Here is a 21,753-nt window from a genome sequence, read left to right as displayed (position 1 = left end):
TCTTTTTTGTCTCTATATTAGCCCATTCGGGACAGTCTTCCCAATTGGCCGCGTTGATGGGGCATCCGACGACGGCGGTGATGGGAGGCAACAAGGCCGCCAGCGCGCGCACTGCCGTGGACTTCCCAGTTCCGCGATCGCCAAACACCAGTACTCCGCCGATGCCCGGATCGATCGCGGTGAGGATCATCGCGCGCTTCATATCCGTCTGGCCGACAATGGCTGAAAATGGAAAGGGGGTTTTGGTCATTTCAGTTTCAGTCCTTCGAGCGGGCTGACGCCGCCCCATGTGCCAGTATCCCCAAGGATGGCGAAGCGGGCGTACAATTCTTCGCGGAACCAGGCGCCATCTCGAACGGCTTGTATAGCTGCAGCATGTGGCCCGCCTTTCCGCGCAAAGGCGGCCATTTCCGTGGCTCCCGGCCATATGGAAAACGTGATCTGATGTAGCATCGGCACCTCGCCAATCCCGATTTTGAATACCACATTTGGATCTGATCCAATCATGGCTGATATGTCGGGAACCCGCCCCCAGAACTTCGCCAGAATGCCGGGTTTGATCGTGGCGCGAGTGAGGGCCGCAAGTGGACCTGAATTAGGCTCTGCAACGGGCAAAAATGGCTCAGTTCCGCTCCATGCGCCGCGCGTAGACGTTGGTGACAGAAAGACTGTCCAGTGTTCCTGGGCGCGTCTACGGTAGCGCGCAAAAATCGACGTCTCTCCAATCCGTTGTATTGCTGTCTCCTGGTCGGGCCAGACGCAGAGTATCGCATAGACACCGGTGTTTGGGATTGGAGTGAAACCTTCGCCCGTTCCGGACCCGCAAAGCTTCCAAAAGCCGAGATCGGTCACACGTGCCATGGCCAGACGGGCGCCGCCCATCATGGTCAGCGCCCACGCCCGGTCGCGCCATCGCGAAAAGCGAAAAAAGGAAAGGGTGATCGTTTGACTCATCTGTTTCGCACTGAAGGGCCAGCGTTTGGCACGCCCCCAAGCTTATGGGCCGAAAAGAAATTGTCAACTAAACTAGACACATCTATGTTCGAACAAGATGACACGTCTTGATCCCATCGAATCGCAAACGCGCACCGGTAACCGCGCCATCGTCGTTGGCGCGGGGCTTGGTGGTTTGGCTGCGGCCATGCGGTTGGGCGCCAAGGGATACAAGGTCACCGTTGTGGACAAGTTGGATGTACCCGGTGGGCGCGGCTCGGCAATTTGGCAGGACGGGCACCGCTTTGATCTGGGGCCCACCATTGTCACTGTTCCACAGCTTTACAGAGAGTTGTGGGCGGCGTGTGGGCACGATTTTGATGCTGATGTCGATTTGCGCCCACTCACTCCATTTTACGAGATTCGCTGGCCCGATGGCACCAAGTTCGTGGCCCAGCAGGATACCAAGGCCATGCGCGAGGAGGTGGCCAAGATCGAGCCACGCGATGTCGTGGGCTTTGACAAGTTCCTGCAGGATTCGGCGCGGCGCTATTGGTTCGGGTTCGAGGATCTGGGCCGCAGGTCGATGCACAAACTCTGGCATCTGGTCAAGGTGCTGCCCACCTTTGGTATCCTGCGCGCGGATCGATCTGTCTATGCCCACGCGGCAAAACGGTTCCGCAATGAAAAGCTTCGTATGGCGTTCTCGTTTCACCCGCTCTTTATCGGTGGCGATCCGACTCATGTGACCAGCATGTATATCCTTGTGAGCTACCTCGAAAAGGAGTTTGGGGTTCATTACGCCATGGGTGGCCTGGCCCATATGGCCCGCAAGATGGGTGATGTGATCGAGAATCAGGGTGGCACCTTGTTGATGGACACAGAGGTGGATCAGATCGTGGTTGAAGAAGGGCGCGCGCGCGGTGTGCGGCTGTCCTCTGGCTTAGAGCTCGGTGCGGATGTGGTGGTGTCCAATGCAGATGCTGGCCATACTTATGACCGCCTGTTGCGCGATCGTCCAAAGAAGCGCTGGACGCCAGAGCGCCTCAAACGTACCCGCTATTCGATGAGCCTTTTTGTCTGGTACTTCGGCACCAAAGGCACTCGTGGTGATTGGGCGGATGTAGGCCACCATACGATCCTGAACGCACCACGCTATACCGGTTTGCTCAACGATATTTTCATCAAGGGCAAGCTGGCCGACGACATGAGTGTTTATGTCCATCGCCCCTCGGTCACTGACCCAAGCGTGGCACCTGACGGCGATGATACGTTTTATGTTCTGTCCCCGGTACCGCACTTGGGGCATGGCGGTGTGGACTGGAAAACCGAAGAAGCGGCGTACAAGGCAAAGATGCTTAAGGTTTTGGAAGACCAGCTTCTGCCCGGATTAGGGTCGAAAATCTCCGCAGAAACCGTGTTCACGCCCGAGACGTTCCGCGACCGCTATTTGTCGCCGCATGGTTCCGGATTTTCGATCGAGCCTCGGATTTTACAATCGGCCTGGTTCCGCCCTCACAATGTCAGTGAAGAGGCCGAAGGGCTTTATCTGGTCGGGGCTGGCACGCATCCGGGCGCAGGCGTGCCGGGAGTGATTTCAACGGCCGAAGTGCTTGGCCAACTTGTGCCGGATGCTGTGACATGATGGACCCCCGCGATCTTGAAGCCTGCACAGAGGCGATCCGTCACGGTTCACTGTCGTTTCACGCAGCCTCGCGACTGTTGCCCAAAAAGGTGCGTGATCCGGCTCTGGCCCTTTATGCCTTTTGCCGTCTCGCCGATGATGAAGTCGATCTGAAGGCTGAGAAGGTCGATGCAGTGCTGCGCCTGCGAGATCGGCTTGATCTGGTCTATGCGGGTACACCGCAGAACGCAGCACCTGATCGTGCGTTTACCGCCGTCGTGCAACAATTCGATATGCCCCGTGCGCTGCCTGACGCCTTGCTGGAAGGGCTGGCATGGGACGCCGAGGGACGCACCTATGCAACATTGTCAGGGGTCAAGGATTACTCGGCCCGTGTGGCTTCGGCCGTTGGGGCGATGATGTGCGTCCTGATGGGTGTGCGGGATCGGGATGCGCTCGCGCGAGCTTGCGATCTTGGCATTGCGATGCAGCTGACCAATATTGCGCGCGATGTGGGTGAGGACGCGCTTGAAGGGCGGATATACCTTCCGACCGACTGGATGGACGCCGCAGGCATTGATCGCGCCGAATTCTTTGATGATCCGCGCCCGACAAAGGCCGTGCGGGGCATGGTCAAAAAACTCGTGATTGAGGCACATAGGCTCTATTATCGCTCCGAAGCGGGTCTGGGCGCGCTGCCGCGCGGCTGTCGGCCCGGTATCTTCGCGGCCCGCCATATCTATGCTGGGATCGCCGGTCGGCTGACTGCAATGGAGTATGACAGCATCACCGCACGCGCCCGTACGACGCGCGCGCAAAAACTGGGTTGGCTGGCACAATCTGTGGCCCAGTCTGGCACCAGCATGGTCATGCCCCGCTCGCCTGTCCTGTTTGCCAAGCCGTTGCCAGAGGTTCAGTTCCTCGTGGACGCGGCCGCCAAAGATGGTCCCGAACGCCGCAGCGACAGCCTCTTTGACGCGCTCGCTTCGCTTGAGGCTAAGCGCCAGACTGAAAGGGCCACCTTGATCGGAGCGCGCGCCCGTGCGACGTAAGACGTATGTTCTGGCTTATTTTTAGCATCTTTCTTGCTGCCTGCCTTGGCGCAGGTGCCACCGGAGGGTTGTTTCCTCCTGGTTCTTGGTACCGGGCACTGGCCAAGCCGTCGTGGACTCCACCCAACTGGGTGTTTCCAGTTACATGGATGGTGCTCTACGTGTGCATGGCAGCTGCGGGAGCGCGAGCGGCGGTGCAACCAGGCAACGGGGTGGCAATGGCCTTGTGGGCATTGCAGATCGCGTTCAACAGTCTGTGGACTCCCGTCTTTTTTGGCTTGCGCAATATCCGCATGGGCATGGCGGTTATCGTGGTTCTTTGGCTGACAGTGTTCGCGACGATGCTGGCCTTATGGCAGGTCGATACCATCGCAGGGCTTCTCTTTGTTCCATACCTTGTCTGGGTGACGATTGCAGCGGCGCTGAATGCGTCCGTCTGGAGCCTAAATCGGGAAGAGGCGGCCAAAGCTTCTGAGCCGCAGGGCTGAAGCAGATCTTCATCTCGCGGGTTGCGCAGTCAGGAAAAATTCCAGTTTCGACGTCTTGGCACTCGCACGGCCAGCATCGGTTTTAGAAGCGGAGAGCGGAAACGCGTCAGGTCGAGGGCTTCATGCACTCCGGTGGTTTCCCGTCCGTTCAGTGTGGTGAGCACAGCGGAACGGGAATAGAAGGGTGCGTCTAACATGTTTTGCATCTGGCGCGCTTTCGTCCCGGCATCCCCGCGCGTCTCTCGTTTGACCGCCCAAAGCGAGCGCTTCAGTGGCACTTTGGGAGGCAAGGGAATTTCATGGGCGGTGCCGTCTTTGTCAAAGGAAAACGCGGCAGCCAGTTCTGAACCGTCAAGGCGGGTGGCGTCATAAAAACATGTAGCCCCATTCCCGGTCGGATACCTGCCCCAGGTCCAATAGCTGAAATCTTCTTCTAAAGCGCGGGTGCCGAAGTTGGAATCAAAGTACCCCTCTCCGTTCCATCTCCAGCCGGGGCGGTCGATGTCGACTTCTATCCGCGCCCGTGGCGCAAAGGGTCGCCAAATGTGTGCCCCGTCTGGGGTCAGCGGCAGTTCGACGCTTGTAATCGCCGATGGGGTCACTCGGATTTGCCCCTCAATTTTGGAAATCATGGGGTGTGAGGACACTTCGCAGATATCGATCACCAGCTGGTCATTTTCCCACCGCATGCATGATGGTCCAACTTCCAGTCGTGACGCGGTCTGGCGGAGTGCGGAATGCCCGCGATCGGTCATTGTGAACCGGCCGCCGCGCCCATAGGTCGCCACGTTGATGCAAACATGGTCTTGTGGGTTTTTGCGTCCCGACCAACGGTACCATGGTGAAAATACCGACCCGATAAATCCGATGACCGATACAGCGCGCGTGCCGCAGTCACTCAGACCGTCGACATACCACCACGCATAGCCGTTGGGGCCGACATGGACGTTGAAGTTCGGTCGCTCAAGATCGCCTCGACCGCGTGCCGTGCGGAGAGTGTCGCCATCGGCACACCTGCTCCCGGATGCGTTCCGCCCCCGGCCAGATATAGGTTGGGAATGGACGTCCGGGCCGTGGGTCGGCTGAGCGCTGCTGTCAGCCCGTGCGGGGTCTGGCCGTAAAGCGCGCCCATGCTTGCGGGGAACATCCGTCCGAAGACTTGGGGCGTCGTCACTGTTTGCGTAGTCGGCGTCGGGCTGAAATGCATCCCGAGTTGCGCCATCTGCTGCGTGATCTGATGAAGCCATGGGCTCAGGTCCTCGTCTTCGGTGGTGTCTGGGGTGGCCGGCGCATTTGTTATGATCTCGAACCGTTCAAGGGCGGGTGGGTCCTCGTCCTGGCCGCGATCAAGTGCGCAGATGTAAAAGGAAGGCTGGGTCGGCACGCGGCCTGCCATCAGGTCTTTGAATTCGCGTACAGGGTCGTTGGCGAAGAATACGTTGTGATGGGCAAGGTCCGGGCCATGCGGTGTTGCTGCAAAGCTCAGGACACGTGCCGAAAAGCTGCGCTTTGCTTTCAGTGTTTGGCTTGCGATGTGAGCTGTGTCCGGCCCAAGTGTTCCAGTGGGCAAAGCGCGTGGGTCACCCGCATGAACGACGACATCGCAGGGCAGTGTCGTCCCATCTTGTAAGTGCACGGCGCGTGCCTGGTTTTGGTCGACGTCGATCCGCGCCACATGGGCGTCCGTTCGGATGTCGACGTTGTTGTGCTTCAAAAGGCTTTCGATCGCTTCGGTTAATTTGTGCATCCCACCTTTGACCACCCAGACGCCAGATGCCTCAGCTTGCCAGATCAGCGACAGGATAGCGGGTGCGTGGGTCGGGCTGCCTCCAACATATGTTGCATAGCGCCCAAAAAGTTGGCGCAGACGCGGATCGTCAAAGCTGGACTTCAAGAGGCTGGACAGAGTTGACAGCGGCGCCATAGCAGGGATCAGGGACGGAGATTTGAGCACATGGGCCGAGAGCGCGCCGATCCGCGGTTCGGGCGCTTGCATCATGGGTGTTTCAAAGGCTGAAAACAGCCGCGATGTGCGTACGGTGAACCGGGCGAATTGGGCTGCCGAGCGTGGTCCCGCAAAGGCTTGTATCGCCGCAATGTTCTGTTCGTGGTTGGCCGACAGATCCAGAGTGCTGCCGTCTGCCCAAAAGTGGCGCGCGAGCGTTTCCTGCTTGATCAGGGTTACGTTATCCTCAAGCTGTACTCCCAAAGTTGCGAACAAATCATCAAAGACATGGCGCATGGTCAGTACAGTGGGACCTGCATCAATTGGGCCCGCTTCTGAGGGCAGCGTGCGGATCTTGCCCCCGACCTGCGCGTGCCGTTCCAATAACGTCACCGCATAACCAGCCGCGCACAACCGCACAGCGCAAGCCAAGCCTGCGATGCCTGCGCCAATGATCACGGCGCTTTGTGAGATGTGCGGATCGGTGATCGATCTGTGCCTTTTTTGAACGCGGGTCCGGTCAGTCTGATTGTTGACTCATCAAAGCAATGTGTCCAGTATGATTTACACTTTGGTGTCTCACAATAATGACACTCGTCCGACTTTGGAGCAACCGGTATGGGCCTGAACACACGGATCGAAGCGGCAATCGCGAGTGCTGTGACGCAGGGGCAGGGGAGCGGTCGGGCCACGCCGCCCAAACTGGCAAGCGCCCTTCACTATGCCACTGCACCGGGTGGCGCACGTATTCGTCCGACAATTCTGACTTCGGTTGCGTTGGCCTGTGGCGATGACCGCCCGCAGATCTCTGATGCGGCCGCTGCAGCGCTTGAGCTTATTCATTGCGCTAGCCTCGTCCATGATGACTTGCCCTGCTTTGATGATGCAGACATGCGCCGGGGCAAAGCATCGGTGCACCGGGCCTATTCAGAACCGCTCGCCGTTCTGGCCGGTGACAGCCTTATCGTTCTTGCCTTTGAAACGCTGGCCCAGCAGTCAGCTCATGCCCCTGATCGGGTGGCGCAGTTGATTGTCACACTCGCGCAGCGAACCGGCATGCCCGGTGGAATCTGTGCCGGGCAGGGTTGGGAAAGCGAGGCGGAGATTGATCTCAAAGCTTACCATCAGGCCAAGACGGGCGCACTGTTCATCGCGGCTACTCAGATGGGTGCCATCGCTGCAGGCCAGGAAGCTGAGCCTTGGTTTGAATTGGGTGATCGAATTGGCGAAGCATTCCAGGTGGCCGATGATCTTCGTGATGCTCTTTATGATGCGGATACTTTGGGCAAGCCTGCGGGTCAGGATGATCTGCACGGACGGCCCAACGCGGTCACGCAGCTGGGTGTTCATGGTGCCATCAGTCGTCTCAAGGATATCCTTGGCGGTGCCATCGCCTCGATCCCGAGTTGTCCCGGCGAGGCGCAACTGGCCGAAATGGTACGCATGTATGCCGAGCGTTTGACGCCGGTCGTATCCAAAACAACTGTTCCCGGCGAATGACCAGCGAGGCAACCAACCTGCCGTCTTGGCGTGGTGGATGGTTTAATCGTTTAATCGCGCGCCCCGGCTTCCAAAGCTGGGCCAGCCGCTTTCCCCTTACTCGCGGCCGGGCCCGTGCAGACGGAGCCACGCTGTTTGATGTAGTACAGGGCTTTGTTCAAAGTCAGGTGCTGATGGCGCTGGTCGAGCTCGACATGTTCCGCCGTTTGCGCGCTGGTCCCCAAAGTGCCGAAGCGCTGGGGCGAGCCTGTGACATCGCGCCTGATCGGATGCAGGTGTTGTTGCAGGCTGGTGCTGCTCTCGGCCTGTTGCGGCGCAAGCGTGGCGGTTATGCGCTGGCACGCAAGGGTGCCGCCTTGATGGGTGTGCCGGGTTTGGAAGCAATGATTCGCCACCACAAAGCCTTCTACGAAGATCTGCGAGATCCAGTTGCTTTGTTGCGCGGGCCTGAGGAAACGCAGCTAAGCCAGTTCTGGCCATACGTCTTTGGAGGCGATGTTCCCCCCGCAGAGGCTGCGACATATTCTGATCTGATGGCCCAGTCCCAGCGGCTTGTAGCCGAGGATACCTTGCGTGCGGTCTCGCTAAAAGGCGTCCAACATCTGTTGGATGTGGGGGGCGGTACGGGTGCCTTCCTTGAAGCTGCAGGACGTGCTGCGCCGTCTATGAAGATGACATTATTCGACTTGCCGCCTGTCGTCCCTGACGCACGAGCTCGGTTCGTCGCGGCTGGAATGGCGGAACGGGTCACCATCACACCGGGATCGTTTCGCGAGCAGGCACTGCCAGTTGGGGCGGATGCTGTTTCGTTGATCCGTGTTCTCTATGACCATTCGGACGAAACGGTACGTGCTTTGCTGGCACGGGTTTTCGAGGCACTGCCTGACGGCGGGCGTCTTATCATCTCTGAGCCCATGGGCGGCGGGGCGCGTCCCGAAAGGGCCGGAGATGTGTATTTCGCGTTTTACACGATGGCGATGCAGACGGGCCGGGCCCGCTCTGCGGCGGAGATCGAGGCCTTGGTGCAAGAAGCCGGGTTCAAACAAATCCGCAGCCGGGCACCTGCGCGGGCTTATGTCACCCGCGTTTTGACGGCAGTGCGCCAGAATTGATTTACAGATAATGTGTCCATTTAGATTGACACATTGATGTGTCTAACTAAAATGACAGTTACTGACGTGGACCCGTCCTGAGTCTCTGTTTTCGAGACGAGGGCGCAAGGACTGCGCGAAAGGGAGAAACGCGTGCACACATCTGCTGTCCTGCTCAACGGTCCAAAAGACCTTGCAGTCGACACTCTGGCCCTGAATGATCCGGGGCCTGCGGATCTCGTTGTGCAAGTGTCACATTCCGGGATCTCCACTGGTACTGAAAAACTGTTCTGGTCAGGAGATATGCCGCCTTTCCCCGGCATGGGGTATCCTTTGGTGCCCGGTTATGAAGCCGCAGGCGAGGTGATGGAGGCAGGATTGCTCACCGGGTTCAAGCCGGGCGATCGCGTGTTTGTTCCAGGGGCCAATTGTTACGAAGGGGCGTTCGGTCTCTTTGGCGGAGCGGCCCGTACCGTTGTTACCGACAGTGAGCGAGTCACGCGAATCGATTCGGGCTTTGGTCCTGAGGGGGCTTTGCTGGCACTAGCTGCTACGGCCCGCCATGCGATGGCGGGCATGAACAAGGCCGTGCCAGACCTGATCGTTGGTCACGGTGTTTTGGGCCGTTTGCTTGCAAGACTCACCATCGCCGCTGGCGCGCCTGCGCCGACTGTCTGGGAAATTGACCCGGCGAGGCGTTGTGGGTCCGCCGGATACGAGGTGATGGATCCCGACGAAGATCCACGCCGCGACTACACATCTATCTATGATGCCTCGGGGCAGGGCGCACTGCTCAACGATCTGGTCGGTCGCATCGCCAAGGGCGGAGAGATTGTGCTGGCGGGGTTCTATTCCGCGCCTCTGTCCTTCGCCTTCCCTCCGGCCTTCATGAAAGAGGCGCGGTTTCGCGTTGCTGCAGAATGGACGCGCGAAGACCTCGCAGCGACCCGCGCGCTTGTGGAATGTGGGGCGTTGAGCCTTGGCGATCTGATCACACACACCAAGGCCGCCAGCGATGCACCTGCGGCTTATGAACAAGCTTTCACAGACAGTGATTGCATCAAGATGATTTTGGACTGGGAGCACTGAGATGAAAGATGAGGTTCCAAACCTTAAGGATTTCGATCAGCGCTTGCGCGACGAAGCCCACGAAGATCTGGCAGATATTGTCGCCGACGAGCCGACAAGCAAAACCCAGATCATTGCAATCTATGGCAAGGGCGGCATAGGTAAATCCTTCACGCTCGCCAATCTCAGTCACATGATGGCAGAGCAGGGCAAGCGCGTGCTGCTCATTGGCTGCGATCCGAAATCCGACACCACCAGCCTGTTGTTTGGCGGCAAGGCGTGTCCTACGATCATCGAAACGTCGACCAAAAAGAAACTGGCGGGCGAAGAGGTGAAGATCGGCGATGTCTGTTTCAAACGCGGCGGCGTTTTCGCCATGGAGCTTGGCGGCCCCGAGGTCGGTCGTGGCTGTGGCGGCCGAGGGATCATCCACGGATTTGAGCTGTTGGAAAAGCTTGGGTTCCATGATTGGGACTTCGACTACGTTCTGCTCGATTTCCTGGGCGATGTGGTCTGCGGCGGCTTTGGACTGCCCATCGCGCGGGACATGGCGCAGAAGGTGATCCTCGTCGCGTCTAACGATTTGCAGTCTCTATACGTGGCAAATAACGTCTGTTCGGCCGTTGAGTACTTCCGCAAGCTGGGCGGGAACGTGGGTGTTGCGGGTCTTGTGATCAACAAGGATGACGGCACGGGGGAGGCGGCTGCTTTTGCAGACGCCGTGGATATTCCGATCTTAGCCTCCATCCCGCAAGACGATGATCTGCGCAAGAAGTCGGCCAATTACCAAATCGTTGGCACGGATCAAAGCCAGTGGGGTTCGTTGTTTGCAGCCCTTGGCGATAACGTGGCCGAGGCCCCGCCGGTACGTCCAGCGCCTTTGGATCAAGACGGGCTGCTTGGTTTGTTTGATGCGTCCGAAACCGGTGGCGATGTCGTTCTGGAACCAGCCACTGACATGGACATGCGCGGCAAGAACGCAGAGCCCAAGGCGTCGCTCGAGGTGATCTATGATGACGCGTAGACGGGAGAACAACTCCGAACTGTTTGAACGGTCCGCCCAGGTGCAACAGTCCCGGGATACATGCCGCAAAGTACGTGCCTCGTTGCGTGAGGCTGATGCAGTTCGAATTGATACGCGCATTGCCTTGAACAAGATGCGGTGGGAGCTGTCTTGAACACCAAGGTCACATACGACGACGCTGACGCAGTTGAGGTGACTGCCGGACACCCACGCGAGGCTGAGATGCCCGAACCAACTGGTGTAGATGGACTTGGCTGCCATTCAGGTTCTGAGATGGAAAAGGCTGCCCGCATGGCAGGTAATTCCGAGATGCTCGACAAATTTGCCGCTGACTACCCACAAGGCCCCCATGACAAGCCTCAGTCTATGTGCCCTGCATTTGGGTCTTTGCGTGTTGGGTTGCGCATGCGTCGCACCGCTACCGTTCTCAGCGGCTCAGCTTGCTGTGTGTATGGTCTGACCTTTGTATCCCATTTCTACGGCGCGCGCCGCTCTGTCGGCTACGTGCCTTTCAATTCCGAAACCCTTGTGACGGGAAAGCTGTTCGAGGACATCCGCGAGAGCGTACATGACCTTGCAGACCCCGAAAAATACGACGCCATTGTGGTAACCAACCTCTGTGTGCCCACCGCAAGCGGTGTGCCCCTGCGCTTGTTGCCGGATGAGATCAACGGCGTGCGGATTGTCGGCATCGATGTGCCGGGCTTTGGCATTCCTACTCACGCCGAGGCAAAAGACGTTCTGGCCGGTGCGATGCTCAAGTATGCCCGCGAAGAGGTTGAGGCCGGTCCCGTGGCCGCGCCCGTCGGTGGCAAGTCGGATCGTCCGACTGTTGCCATGCTGGGAGAAATGTTTCCCGCCGATCCAATGATGATCGGTCAAATGCTTGCTCCTCTGGGACTGGCCGCTGGTCCAGTGGTGCCGTGTCGTGAGTGGCGCGAACTTTATGCTGCGCTCGACAGTTCTGTCGTTGCGGCGATCCATCCGTTTTACACAGCATCCGTGCGCGAGTTTGAAGCTGCTGGTCGGCCAATTGTTGGCTCCGCCCCTGTCGGTCGGGATGGCACTGCGACGTGGCTTGCCAACATTGGTGGCGCCTATGGATGTTCGGCCGAACAGATTGCGGCCGCCCAGAATGCAGTCCTGCCTGCGATCACAAGTGCTTTGGCGGCGACGCCGATCTTGGGCACCGTCACGCTCTCAGGCTATGAGGGTTCCGAACTGCTGGTGGCCCGGTTGCTTATCGAAAGCGGAGCCAATGTGCCTTATGTCGGCACCGCATGTCCCCGTACGCCATGGAACGCCGATGATCAGGCATGGCTCGAGGCGCGCGATGTCAAAGTGCAGTTCCGCGCCTCTCTTGAAGATGATTGTGCGGCCATGGAAGCAGTCCGTCCTGACCTTGCCATCGGTACGACCCCGGTTGTGCAAAAGGCAAAAGAGATGGGTATTCCGGGTCTCTACTTCACCAACCTGATTTCAGCGCGCCCCCTGATGGGCGTCGCTGGCGCCGGATCACTTGCCACCGTGATCAATGCGGCCATCGGCAACAAAGACCGAATGCACGCGATGCGCGCCTTCTTTGAAGGTGTCGGTATGGGCGACACGGCGGGTGTCTGGGAAGGCACGCCAAATGTGCGCGAAGATTTCCGGGCGCAGAATGTCAAAAAGCTTGAGCGTCAGGCCAAGGCTGCCAAAGCGGCGGAGATGATCTGATGCTGATTATGGATCACGACAGGGCAGGCGGGTACTGGGGCGCTGTTTATGCGTTCTGTGCTGTCAAAGGCCTGCAATGCGTGATCGACGGCCCCGTGGGTTGCGAGAACCTGCCGGTGACATCCGTTCTGCACTACACCGATGCTTTGCCACCCCACGAGTTGCCGATCGTGACTACGGGGCTGGGCGAAGAAGAACTGGGCCGTGATGGCACCGAAGGCGCGATGAAACGGGCTTGGGGCACGTTGGACCCAGCATTACCTGCCGTCGTTGTGACGGGCTCTATCGCCGAGATGATCGGTGGTGGTGTCACGCCCATGGGCACCAACATTCAAAGATTTCTGCCACGCACCATTGATGAAGATCAGTGGGAAGCGGCGGATCGTGCCATGACCTGGATCTTTACCGAGTTCGGCATGACCAAAGGGCGCATGCCGCCCGAAAAGAAACGCGAGGAAGGTGCGCGTCCTCGCGTTAATATCCTCGGTCCGATGTATGGCACGTTCAACATGCCATCCGATCTGGCCGAGATCCGGCGACTGGTTGAAGGGATCGGTTGCGAGGTCAACATGGTGCACCCGTTGGGTGCCCACGTGGCTGAAATGCGAAATCTGGTGAATGCGGATGTGAACATCTGCATGTACCGCGAGTTCGGGCGTGGATTGTGTGAGCTTCTTGCCAAGCCATACTTGCAAGCCCCGATAGGGGTCGAGAGTACTACCAAGTTCCTGCGCGCACTGGGGACCTTGGTAGACCTCGACCCCGAACCTTTTATCGAGCGCGAAAAGCATTCGACGCTCAAACCTGTGTGGGACCTTTGGCGGTCTGTCACGCAGGATTTCTTTGCTACGGCCTCCTTCGCCGTTGTTGCGAACGAAACCTATACCCGTGGCATCCGTCAGTTCCTTGAGGACGACATGGGTCTGCCCTGCGCCTTTGCGGTTGCGCGGGTGGCGGGCAAGAAGACCAACAACGAAGAGGTCCGCGCCTGGATGGGCCAGAAGCGACCCCTTGTTGTGTTCGGCTCGATCAATGAAAAGATGTATCTGGCCGAGTTGAAGGGCGGGCATGGGCCGAGCCCTGCGTTTATTCCAGCGTCCTTCCCCGGTGCTGCGATCCGCCGCCATACTGGCACGCCAATGATGGGCTATGCCGGGGCGACTTACCTTATTCAGGAAGTGTGCAACGGGCTGTTTGATGCCCTGTTCCACATCCTGCCTTTGGCCTCCGAAATGGATGCGGCCGAAGCCACCCCAACGACCCTGCGCCGTGACTTTCCTTGGGATTCAGACGCGCAGGCCATGCTTGACCGGATTGTTGAGCAACACCCCATCCTGACCCGGATATCTGCGGCAAAAACCCTGCGCGATGCGGCTGAGCAAGCAGCCCTCGCAAGCGGTGCAGACCGGGTCGTGATCGAAACTGTGCGCGCATTAGACCCTGCCCTAGCCGGGTCGTCAGAGACTGCTTCCGAGGAGGGACAAGAATGACTGACATGACATCGAATATCGCGACGGAAGCGCCAAAGAAGCGCAGCGGCGAAAAAACCGAATTCATGGTCTACTTCGCGATAATCTTTGTGGCGACGCTGCCGCTGGCCTGCCTGACATGGGCACTGGCCGCGATCAAATCGCGTTCGTTCACCGACAAGGGCCCGATGGCCCGCGCGTGGACCCAGGCGAGGATCATCACGCCGATGATCTTCAACGCTTGAACGCGGTCGATACATATTTCGAATTTCCCAGCATGTGTGCGCCTGCCGGGATGAGAGACTGTACATCTGGCGACGGATGGACAGAGCCCAGAGGGGGTAACCCCAATGGACCCAGCCGCGGGGTGCGCGGCATCAGCAAATTATTCCGGAGGAATACTTATGGCTGAAAACCTGTCTTTCACAGGTCTCACAGACGAGCAGGCGCAAGAATTGCACGCTGTCTATATGAGCGGGCTCTGGCTGTTTTCAGCCGTTGCCGTTGTTGCTCATTTGGCGGTGTTCATCTGGCGTCCGTGGTTCTGAGGAGGGATTAGCAAATGGCAAAGTTCTACAAGATCTGGCTCATCTTTGATCCCCGTCGTGTGTTTGTCGCACAAGGCGTTTTCCTGTTCCTGCTTGCAGCGATGATTCACCTCGTCCTGCTGAGCACGGACCACTTCAACTGGTTCGAGCTGGCCGCGCAAAGCGCTCAGTAAGCACCCGCTGAAGCGGACAAAAGCAAAGTTGCGGGCGGGGCGAACAGTGCGCCCTGGCCTGCCCGCAACAAACAAAAATACGAGAAAAGACGGCTTGAGGCCCGATGTGGGCCACGCCGCCAACTGCGGAGATGAGAGATGGCATTGCTATCCTTCGAAAGAAAGTATCGCGTCCGAGGCGGGACGCTGATCGGCGGCGATCTATTCGACTTTTGGGTCGGCCCTTTCTACGTGGGCTTTTTCGGTGTCACGACGGCATTCTTTGCCTTGCTGGGCACTGTTCTGATTTTCTGGGGCGCATCACAGCAGGGCACTTTCAATCCTTGGCTGATCAATATCGCTCCACCTGACCTCAGCTATGGTCTGGGGATGGCACCACTGCTTGAAGGTGGCCTTTGGCAGATCATTACCTTCTGCGCGACAGGTGCCTTCATCAGCTGGGCACTGCGCGAGGTCGAGATCTGTCGCAAGCTGGGCATGGGGTATCACGTGCCAATCGGCTTCAGCTTTGCGGTTTTGGCATATGTCACGTTGGTTATCATTCGCCCTCTGTTGATGGGAGCCTGGGGGTACGGATTCCCCTACGGGATCTTCAGCCATCTCGATTGGGTCAGCAACACGGGTTATGCTTACCTACACTTCCACTACAACCCGGCGCACATGCTGGCGGTAACGCTGTTCTTTACAACGACACTGGCACTGGCATTGCACGGGGCGTTGATCTTGTCCGCCGCCAACCCGGAAGAGGGCGAAGAGGCTAAGACACCTGATCACGAAGACACGTTCTTTCGCGATTTCATCGGCTATTCCATCGGCACCCTCGGCATTCACCGTTTGGGCTGGCTGCTGGCCATCAACGCCGTGTTCTTCAGTGCCGTCTGCATCGTGATTTCCGGACCCGTCTGGACTGCCGGTTGGCCCGAGTGGTGGAACTGGTGGCTGAACATGCCGATCTGGGGCGCGGACCCCCTGCCTGTCTATCAATACAGTTTCGGGGGCTGATCAGATGAAAATTGAATATCAAAACATCTTCACCCAGGTGCAGGTTCAGGGCAAACCTGAATGGGGCATGGACGATAGTGGTGAGATGCTGGCGGAACGTGTCGGCACACCGTGGTTCTCAACTCTCGCTGGCTTTATCGGCAATGCACAAATTGGCCCGCTTTATCTGGGTTGGACTGGCATGGTGTCATTGGCCACGGGCCTGATCTGGTTCGTGATGGTTGGCATCAGCATGCTGAGTCAGGTGGGGTATTCTATCCCAGAATTCCTGCGACAGCTGTTCTGGCTCGCGCTTGAGCCGCCAAGCCCCGAATATGGTCTTTCCATGCCGCCGCTGGATGAAGGCGGGTGGTATATCATCGCCTCTTTCTTTCTACTGGTATCAGTCATGACCTGGCTGCTGCGCAGCTACCTGTTGGCTGCTGAACACAAGATGGGCAAGCACGTCTTTTGGGCTTTTGCCTCGGCGGTTTGGCTGTTCCTCGTGTTGGGTCTGTTCCGTCCGGTCCTGATGGGGTCATGGAGTGAGGCAGTGCCGTACGGCATCTTCCCGCACCTTGACTGGACCACGGCGTTCTCGATCCGCTACGGCAACCTTTACTATAACCCGTTCCACTGTCTTTCGATTGTCTTCCTTTATGGCTCTGTCCTGCTGTTCTGTATGCACGGTGGCACTATTCTAGCGGTCACCCGCTATGGCGGGGATCGCGAGCTGGAGCAAATTTATGACCGCGGCACGGCGACCGAACGTGCCGCCCTGTTCTGGCGCTGGACCATGGGGTTCAATGCCACGATGGAGGGCATTCACCGATGGGCGTGGTGGTTTGCGGTGCTGACCCCGATCACTGGCGGCATTGGTATCCTGCTGACGGGCACGGTGGTGGATAACTGGTTCATTTGGGCGCAGGAGCACAATTTCGCGCCGATGTATGACGGGGCCTACGGCTACGAAGATTACGGCTCGTACGAAGCCTTCATTGGGAAGGAGAACTGATATGTTTCCCAAGTGGTTTGACAAATGGAACGCGGACAATCCGACAAATATCTTTGGCCCAGCCATCGCTGTAGGTGTGGTCGGTTCGGCAATCTTCTTTGCCGCGCTGGTGGTGACGTGGGGCAACCCCTATCAGACAGAGTCAATGCAGACCGGGCCACGCGGTACGGGCATGTCTGTGCCGGAGTACAACGTTTCCCGTTCCGCCCCTGATCCAACGATCGAGGCCTATTACACTGAGGAACCGTATATCCCAGAGGGCGGCGAAGAGCTGGCCAAGGATATCTACGAAAATGTGCAGGTTCTGGGCGAGCTGACGGATGACAACTTCAACAGGTTGATGCTGGCGATGACGCAGTGGGTTGCGCCGGAAGAGGGGTGTGCCTACTGCCACGGCGACGGTGACCTTGAGACCTACGGCGCCGATGATCTTTACACCAAGGTTGTTAGCCGCCGCATGATCGAGATGACCCAGAACATCAACGAGTACTGGGACGGTCACGTCAACGCGGTCGATGAGGTTGGGGTCAACTGCTACACTTGCCACCGCGGTCAGAACGTTCCAAGCGATATCTGGTTCAACGTCACGCCGGTGAACGAAAACGCCAGTGGCTGGGCTGCGGTACAGAACCGTGCAACTTCGATGAGCTCGTCAACGTCGCTCCCATCCAGCGCGCTTGAGGTCTATCTGACAGACTATGACAGCATGGTGAACGTCCACGATCTGGACAGCCGTGTGGCTGGTGTGCCGGGCCTGACCGAGGACGTGGCGACCATCCAGAAAACCGAGATGACCTTCTCGCTGATGAACTACTTTGCCAACTCATTGGGGGTAAACTGTGTGTTCTGTCACAACAGTCGGGCGTTCTATGACGCTGGTCAATATACGCCGCAATGGGGCATCGCCCAAATGGGTCGTCAGATGGTAATCGAGCTCAATCAGGAATACCTGATCCCGCTTGAGGATACGTATCCGCCAGAGCGTCTTGGGCCCATCTTTGCGGATGCGCCCAAAGCGGCCTGCAGGACCTGCCACAAAGGATATCAACGTCCCATGCAGGGCATGAACGTCACAGATGACTGGCCTGAACTCGTTTCAAGCGAAGCGCCGGTCTACGAGTAAGGCTCTAAGGCGGGGTTTATCCCACCCTATGGCACCACATTTGCAGGCCTGACCTGCAACGCCAGGTTCGGATCAATGGCTTCCTTGATCCGGGCGCGGAGTCGATAGGCTCCGGTTCCCTTCCTGTTGGCTACAGGAACCTGGCGCTGTGCCTGTTTCCTCAGGCGCAGCGCCTTTCTGCCCCATGTGGCCCGCAGGCAAGGCGGGGCCGGGTGGTGAGAGTTGAAAAGGACGTGCGCAATGACAAAGACCCCAATCCTAGACCGTGTGGCGGGACCCGCTGATCTGAAGACGCTGTCAGACACCGAGTTGGCGATGCTAGCGGATGAACTGCGGGTGGATGTGATCGATGCGGTCAGCAAGACTGGCGGACATCTTGGATCTTCCCTTGGTGTGGTCGAACTCACCGTCGGCATTCACGCCGTCTTTGACACGCCGCGCGACAAGGTGATCTGGGATGTGGGTCACCAGTGTTACCCGCACAAGATCCTCACAGGGCGGCGCGATCGTATGGGCACCTTGCGTCAAAAGGACGGTCTGAGCGGTTTCACCAAGCGGGCCGAAAGCGACTATGATCCTTTTGGCGCGGCGCACTCTTCTACTTCGATTTCGGCAGCTCTGGGTTTTTCGGTAGGGCGCGACATGGGCATGCCCACGGGCGACGCGGTGGCTGTAATTGGTGACGGTTCCATCAGTGCCGGAATGGCCTACGAGGCACTCAACAACGCCGGGCACGAGGGGCGTCGCCTGTTTGTGATCCTGAACGACAACGAGATGTCGATTGCTCCGCCAACTGGTGCAATGAGCACGTACCTTTCCAACCTAACCCGCAATTCGCCCTTGGCTCCATTACAGGCCATTGCCGAAGGGATGGAGCAAGCCTTGCCCAAACCGATGCGCGATGGTGCGCGGCGCGCCCGCGAAATGGTCACAGGTGTAGAAAGCAAGGGGACGTTTTTTGAAGAACTGGGGTTTGACTATATCGGCCCGATAGATGGGCATGACATCGGGCAGGTCCTGTCAGTGTTACGCGCAGCGCGCGCCCGAGCGACGGGTCCCGTTTTGATCCACGCGTGTACGGTCAAGGGCAAGGGGTATGCTCCGGCTGAAGGGTCCGCGGACAAATACCACGGCGTGTCCCGTTTCGATGTTGAGACAGGTGCGCAGACCAAGGGCAAGAGCAATGCGCCTTCATATACTTCCGTATTTGGGGCCACATTGGCGGACCTCGCTGCGCGCGATCCGGCGATTGTTGCGATCACTGCTGCCATGCCGTCTGGTACTGGGGTGGACAAGATGGCCGAGCTGTTTCCGGCTCGTGTCTTTGACGTTGGGATTGCCGAACAACATGGTGTGACATTTGCTGCGGGTATGGCGGCCTCTGGTTTGAAGCCGTTTTGCGCGATCTACTCAACCTTTCTACAGCGCGGCTATGATCAGGTGGTGCATGATGTAGCCCTGCAATGCCTCCCGGTGCGCTTTGCAATTGATCGGGCGGGTCTGGTTGGAGCGGACGGGGCCACCCATGCAGGGTCTTTCGACATTGGTTATCTTTCTGCGCTACCTGGGATGGTCGTTATGGCAGCCGCCGATGAGGCGGAACTGATGCATATGGTGACCACGGCTGCTGCGCACGACGCTGGACCAATTGCCTTCAGATATCCGCGTGGAAATGGGCGTGGGGTTGAGATGCCCGCGCGGGGTGAGGTTCTGGAAATCGGAAAAGGCCGCATGATCCAGGAAGGGTCAGACGTAGCGCTTTTGTCTCTGGGTACGCACCTGGATGAATGCGAACGTGCTGCCGCTTTGCTGGAGGCAGATGGTGTTTCGGTGAGTATTGCTGACGCCCGCTTTGCCAAGCCTCTGGACATGGAAATGATCCGCGATCTTGCGACGCGTCATTCGGTGCTGGTGACGGTCGAACAGGGGGCTATTGGCGGATTTGGTGCCATGGTGTTGCAGGCGATGGCAGCTGAGGGCCTGTTGGATCAAGGGCTGAAAGTACGCACGATGTGCTTGCCTGATCGCTTTATTGATCAGGCGGGACCGGATGAGATGTATGCGGATGCAGGTCTCAATGCTGATGGGATTGTTGAGACTGTTCAAAAGGCTCTTGGCAATCAGAAGTCAAACGTGATTGAAATCGCTTCCGGCCAATGATGCGTTGCCGCACGCTGGCCTCCTGTTCTTTAGATCGGGTGCTTGGCGGCAAACCGACGCACGTGATTGGCCACGTGATCCGGCGCATCCCAGTGGATCGAATGCCCTGCCCCTTCGACCAAATGATGCGGCAGGTGCCCTAGCACGGCAAGGACGTGGTCAGGTGGGATGATCAGATCAAGTGCTCCGACCAGCGCCTGTGTGGGACAGGTCGGCGAGGCGAGGTCGGTGCCGTCGAAATTGCGCAAAGCCTCAAGTTGGTGTGCCATGGCGTCTGTTGATTGAGCGTGGGGATAGGTGAGGCTGTCGGCGAGGGCTTGTTCTATCGCTGAAGGGTCCGCAAATACGCGCGGGTTGAACAGCCACGGGAAGAGGGCCCGCAGCCACGTGTCAGCTGGTGCATTAGAACGGCGGATCGCGATGAGTGCCTCAAAGAGAGCGGTGTTGCGGGCCAACCGGATCGGAGCAGAGGCCGCGACATGGGCGGACGCCATCCGCTCGGATGCTTCCTTTGCCATATGCAATGTGATGATGCCGCCCATCGAGTGCCCGATGACGTGAAAACGCGAGTGCCCGAGGTGATCCATCACAGCTAGTGCGTCTGCACACATCAATTCGATCGAAACGGGCGCGTTCCACGGGGTCGTTTGACCAGTGGTCCGATTGTCAATGCGGATGCAGGTAAACTGGTCTTCCAACAGTGAAACAAGCGGCGTCCAACTGGCGTGATCGGACATGAACCCGGCGAGCATGAGCAGAGGCGGGCCCGCCCCGCTGACCTCGTAGTGCAGGGACACATCACCGTGTTCATGTTTTGGCATTGAGGCATCCCCAGGTCGGCAAGAGATCATTTGGGGCAGGGACGGCTGCGTGCACGCCGCGCGCGATTGCCCGGGTCAAGCAGAGGGCAGCGGCGTGTCCGATCACGCCAAGTTCGCTCGCGGCGGACATCTGTTTTGTTCCGGTTGCGACGCTGAACACCAGATCACCGTCGCCGGGGCTGTGTGCAGGCACGCATGCGCGAGCGATCCCGTCATGAGCCGCAATCGCGACGCGCTGGCATTGAGCTTTGTCCAGGGCGGCATCTGTGGCGACTATGGCAATTGTCGTGTTGGCCCGCTCCAGCATGGCTGTGAGCTTTCGGCTGGCGAGGCTGCGTCCGAGGCCGGTGTTTGGGTCTGGTCCAAGCCCTCCAAACTCGCCCTCGATCTCGTATGGCGCGGCCCAAAAGTGTCTTTCTCCCGGCGTTGTGACGGTGCCCATTGGGTTTGCGGCAACCAGCGCTGCAACGGTGATCCCGCTGTCGAGTACCAGTGATGCTGTGCCCAGTCCTCCCTTGATCATCGCGGTCATCGCCCCTGTACCGGCGCCGACCGTCCCTATGGGTGTTGATGTTGTTGCGGCTTCATAAGCGGCACGCCCCAGAGCGGAGTAGGGGGATGTGGCCCAGTCTTTGTCACCACCGGACAGCAGATCGAAGATGATTGCGCCGGGAACGAGCGGGATAATGGCCTCTCCAACGCGGTAGCCGCGCCCGACAGCGCGTAAACCTTCAACGACGCCAGAACATGCGTCCAATCCGTACGCGGAGCCGCCGGACAGCACCAGCGCATCGACCGCGGCCACTGATTTGTCTGGGGCCAGTAAGTCGGTCTCTCTCGTGCCCGGTGCCCCGCCCAGAACTGAAACAGAGGCGGTAAATGGCACATCACCCGTCAGCACAGTGACGCCGGACTTGAGTGTATCGTCTTGCGCATTGCCGACCTTAAGGCCCGGGATATCCGAGATCGAATTTTGCGGGCCTGGGATCATTTTGATTTTGCGCCTCCGGCGGTGGTATTTT

General features: G+C 58.6%; 22 protein-coding genes. 16 read left to right on the top strand and 6 right to left on the bottom strand.

What is annotated here, in order from left to right; genetic code table 11:
* Both ABJD00_RS17945 and crtA read right to left on the bottom strand, forming a co-directional pair.
* Positions 1-250: ATP-binding protein (locus tag ABJD00_RS17945; RefSeq protein ID WP_413855851.1), on the bottom strand; the 250-nt coding region annotated here is incomplete at its 3' end.
* Positions 247-954, bottom strand: a complete 708-nt coding sequence (gene crtA, locus ABJD00_RS17940) for a spheroidene monooxygenase (protein ID WP_413836564.1) — start codon at positions 952-954, stop codon at positions 247-249. The genes crtA and ABJD00_RS17945, both read right to left, overlap by 4 nt.
* 97 nt (positions 955-1,051) lie before the next feature.
* On the opposite strand from crtA, the gene ABJD00_RS17935 reads away from it, so the two are divergent.
* From ABJD00_RS17935 to tspO, 3 genes are read left to right on the top strand one after another with little or no spacing between them, the layout of a single operon-like run.
* On the top strand, positions 1,052-2,578 hold the full coding sequence (locus ABJD00_RS17935; RefSeq protein ID WP_413836562.1) for a phytoene desaturase: 1,527 nt from the start codon (positions 1,052-1,054) through the stop codon (positions 2,576-2,578).
* On the top strand, positions 2,575-3,609 hold the full coding sequence (gene crtB / locus ABJD00_RS17930; RefSeq protein ID WP_413836559.1) for a 15-cis-phytoene synthase: 1,035 nt from the start codon (positions 2,575-2,577) through the stop codon (positions 3,607-3,609). Before ABJD00_RS17935 ends, crtB begins: the two co-directional genes overlap by 4 nt.
* A 5-nt stretch (positions 3,610-3,614) precedes the next feature.
* Entirely contained in the window at positions 3,615-4,097 is a 483-nt protein-coding gene (gene tspO / locus ABJD00_RS17925; RefSeq protein WP_413836556.1) for a tryptophan-rich sensory protein TspO, read from the top strand.
* 29 nt (positions 4,098-4,126) lie between these two features.
* Here tspO and crtC read toward each other — a convergent pair whose 3' ends face one another.
* Both crtC and crtD read right to left on the bottom strand, forming a co-directional pair.
* Positions 4,127-4,999, bottom strand: coding sequence for a carotenoid 1,2-hydratase (gene crtC / locus ABJD00_RS17920; protein ID WP_413849918.1), 873 nt, complete (start codon positions 4,997-4,999; stop codon positions 4,127-4,129).
* On the bottom strand, positions 4,996-6,501 hold the full coding sequence (crtD, locus tag ABJD00_RS17915) for a 1-hydroxycarotenoid 3,4-desaturase CrtD (protein WP_413836714.1): 1,506 nt from the start codon (positions 6,499-6,501) through the stop codon (positions 4,996-4,998). Before crtD ends, crtC begins: the two co-directional genes overlap by 4 nt.
* 159 nt (positions 6,502-6,660) lie before the next feature.
* On the opposite strand from crtD, the gene ABJD00_RS17910 reads away from it, so the two are divergent.
* The 13 genes from ABJD00_RS17910 (at position 6,661) to dxs (ending at position 19,910) form a co-directional block, all read left to right on the top strand.
* On the top strand, positions 6,661-7,542 hold the full coding sequence (locus ABJD00_RS17910; protein ID WP_413836712.1) for a polyprenyl synthetase family protein: 882 nt from the start codon (positions 6,661-6,663) through the stop codon (positions 7,540-7,542).
* A complete protein-coding gene (locus ABJD00_RS17905; RefSeq protein ID WP_413836709.1) occupies positions 7,539-8,654 on the top strand; it encodes a methyltransferase in 1,116 nt (371 codons plus the stop codon). The genes ABJD00_RS17910 and ABJD00_RS17905 overlap by 4 nt, the downstream gene beginning before the upstream one ends.
* Before the next feature lie 132 nt (positions 8,655-8,786).
* The gene (bchC, locus tag ABJD00_RS17900) at positions 8,787-9,722 is read left to right on the top strand and encodes a chlorophyll synthesis pathway protein BchC (RefSeq protein ID WP_413836707.1); all 936 of its coding nucleotides are present in this window, start codon (positions 8,787-8,789) and stop codon (positions 9,720-9,722) included.
* A 1-nt stretch (position 9,723) separates the two neighbouring features.
* Positions 9,724-10,725, top strand: coding sequence for a chlorophyllide a reductase iron protein subunit X (locus tag ABJD00_RS17895; RefSeq protein WP_413836704.1), 1,002 nt, complete (start codon positions 9,724-9,726; stop codon positions 10,723-10,725).
* A gap of 150 nt (positions 10,726-10,875) precedes the next feature.
* Positions 10,876-12,441: a chlorophyllide a reductase subunit Y gene (gene bchY / locus ABJD00_RS17890; protein ID WP_413836701.1), complete on the top strand. Its 1,566-nt coding sequence runs from the start codon at positions 10,876-10,878 to the stop codon at positions 12,439-12,441.
* Positions 12,441-13,931 carry a chlorophyllide a reductase subunit Z gene (gene bchZ, locus ABJD00_RS17885; RefSeq protein ID WP_413836698.1) on the top strand — a complete coding sequence of 497 codons (1,491 nt, stop codon included), beginning with the start codon at positions 12,441-12,443 and terminating at the stop codon, positions 13,929-13,931. Before bchY ends, bchZ begins: the two co-directional genes overlap by 1 nt.
* Positions 13,928-14,155 (top strand): cytochrome PufQ, encoded by a 228-nt coding sequence (gene pufQ, locus ABJD00_RS17880; RefSeq protein ID WP_413836695.1) that lies wholly within the window; start codon positions 13,928-13,930, stop codon positions 14,153-14,155. Before bchZ ends, pufQ begins: the two co-directional genes overlap by 4 nt.
* A 159-nt stretch (positions 14,156-14,314) precedes the next feature.
* Positions 14,315-14,458, top strand: a complete 144-nt coding sequence (pufB, locus tag ABJD00_RS17875) for a light-harvesting antenna LH1, beta subunit (RefSeq protein WP_299733696.1) — start codon at positions 14,315-14,317, stop codon at positions 14,456-14,458.
* A gap of 14 nt (positions 14,459-14,472) precedes the next feature.
* Positions 14,473-14,631, top strand: coding sequence for a light-harvesting antenna LH1, alpha subunit (pufA, locus tag ABJD00_RS17870; RefSeq protein WP_159975336.1), 159 nt, complete (start codon positions 14,473-14,475; stop codon positions 14,629-14,631).
* A 138-nt stretch (positions 14,632-14,769) separates the two neighbouring features.
* Positions 14,770-15,633 (top strand): photosynthetic reaction center subunit L, encoded by an 864-nt coding sequence (gene pufL / locus ABJD00_RS17865; protein WP_413836691.1) that lies wholly within the window; start codon positions 14,770-14,772, stop codon positions 15,631-15,633.
* Between the two features lie 4 nt (positions 15,634-15,637).
* The gene (pufM, locus tag ABJD00_RS17860) at positions 15,638-16,627 is read left to right on the top strand and encodes a photosynthetic reaction center subunit M (protein WP_413836689.1); all 990 of its coding nucleotides are present in this window, start codon (positions 15,638-15,640) and stop codon (positions 16,625-16,627) included.
* Position 16,628: 1 nt separating this feature from the next.
* Entirely contained in the window at positions 16,629-17,750 is a 1,122-nt protein-coding gene (gene pufC / locus ABJD00_RS17855) for a photosynthetic reaction center cytochrome PufC (protein ID WP_413836686.1), read from the top strand.
* A 240-nt stretch (positions 17,751-17,990) separates the two neighbouring features.
* Positions 17,991-19,910 carry a 1-deoxy-D-xylulose-5-phosphate synthase gene (gene dxs, locus ABJD00_RS17850; protein WP_413836684.1) on the top strand — a complete coding sequence of 640 codons (1,920 nt, stop codon included), beginning with the start codon at positions 17,991-17,993 and terminating at the stop codon, positions 19,908-19,910.
* Between the two features lie 29 nt (positions 19,911-19,939).
* Here dxs and ABJD00_RS17845 read toward each other — a convergent pair whose 3' ends face one another.
* Complete coding sequence (locus ABJD00_RS17845; RefSeq protein ID WP_413836681.1) at positions 19,940-20,731, bottom strand: alpha/beta fold hydrolase; 792 nt, start codon at positions 20,729-20,731, stop codon at positions 19,940-19,942.
* Positions 20,718-21,722 carry a P1 family peptidase gene (locus ABJD00_RS17840; protein WP_413836679.1) on the bottom strand — a complete coding sequence of 335 codons (1,005 nt, stop codon included), beginning with the start codon at positions 21,720-21,722 and terminating at the stop codon, positions 20,718-20,720. Before ABJD00_RS17840 ends, ABJD00_RS17845 begins: the two co-directional genes overlap by 14 nt.
* Positions 21,723-21,753: the final 31 nt, after the last annotated feature.

The organism is Tateyamaria sp. (assembly GCF_039945315.1).
In the GTDB taxonomy this organism is placed as follows: domain Bacteria; phylum Pseudomonadota; class Alphaproteobacteria; order Rhodobacterales; family Rhodobacteraceae; genus Tateyamaria.
The sequence above is the reverse complement of the archived record's forward strand: the minus strand, read 5'-3'. Positions and strand labels throughout refer to the sequence as shown.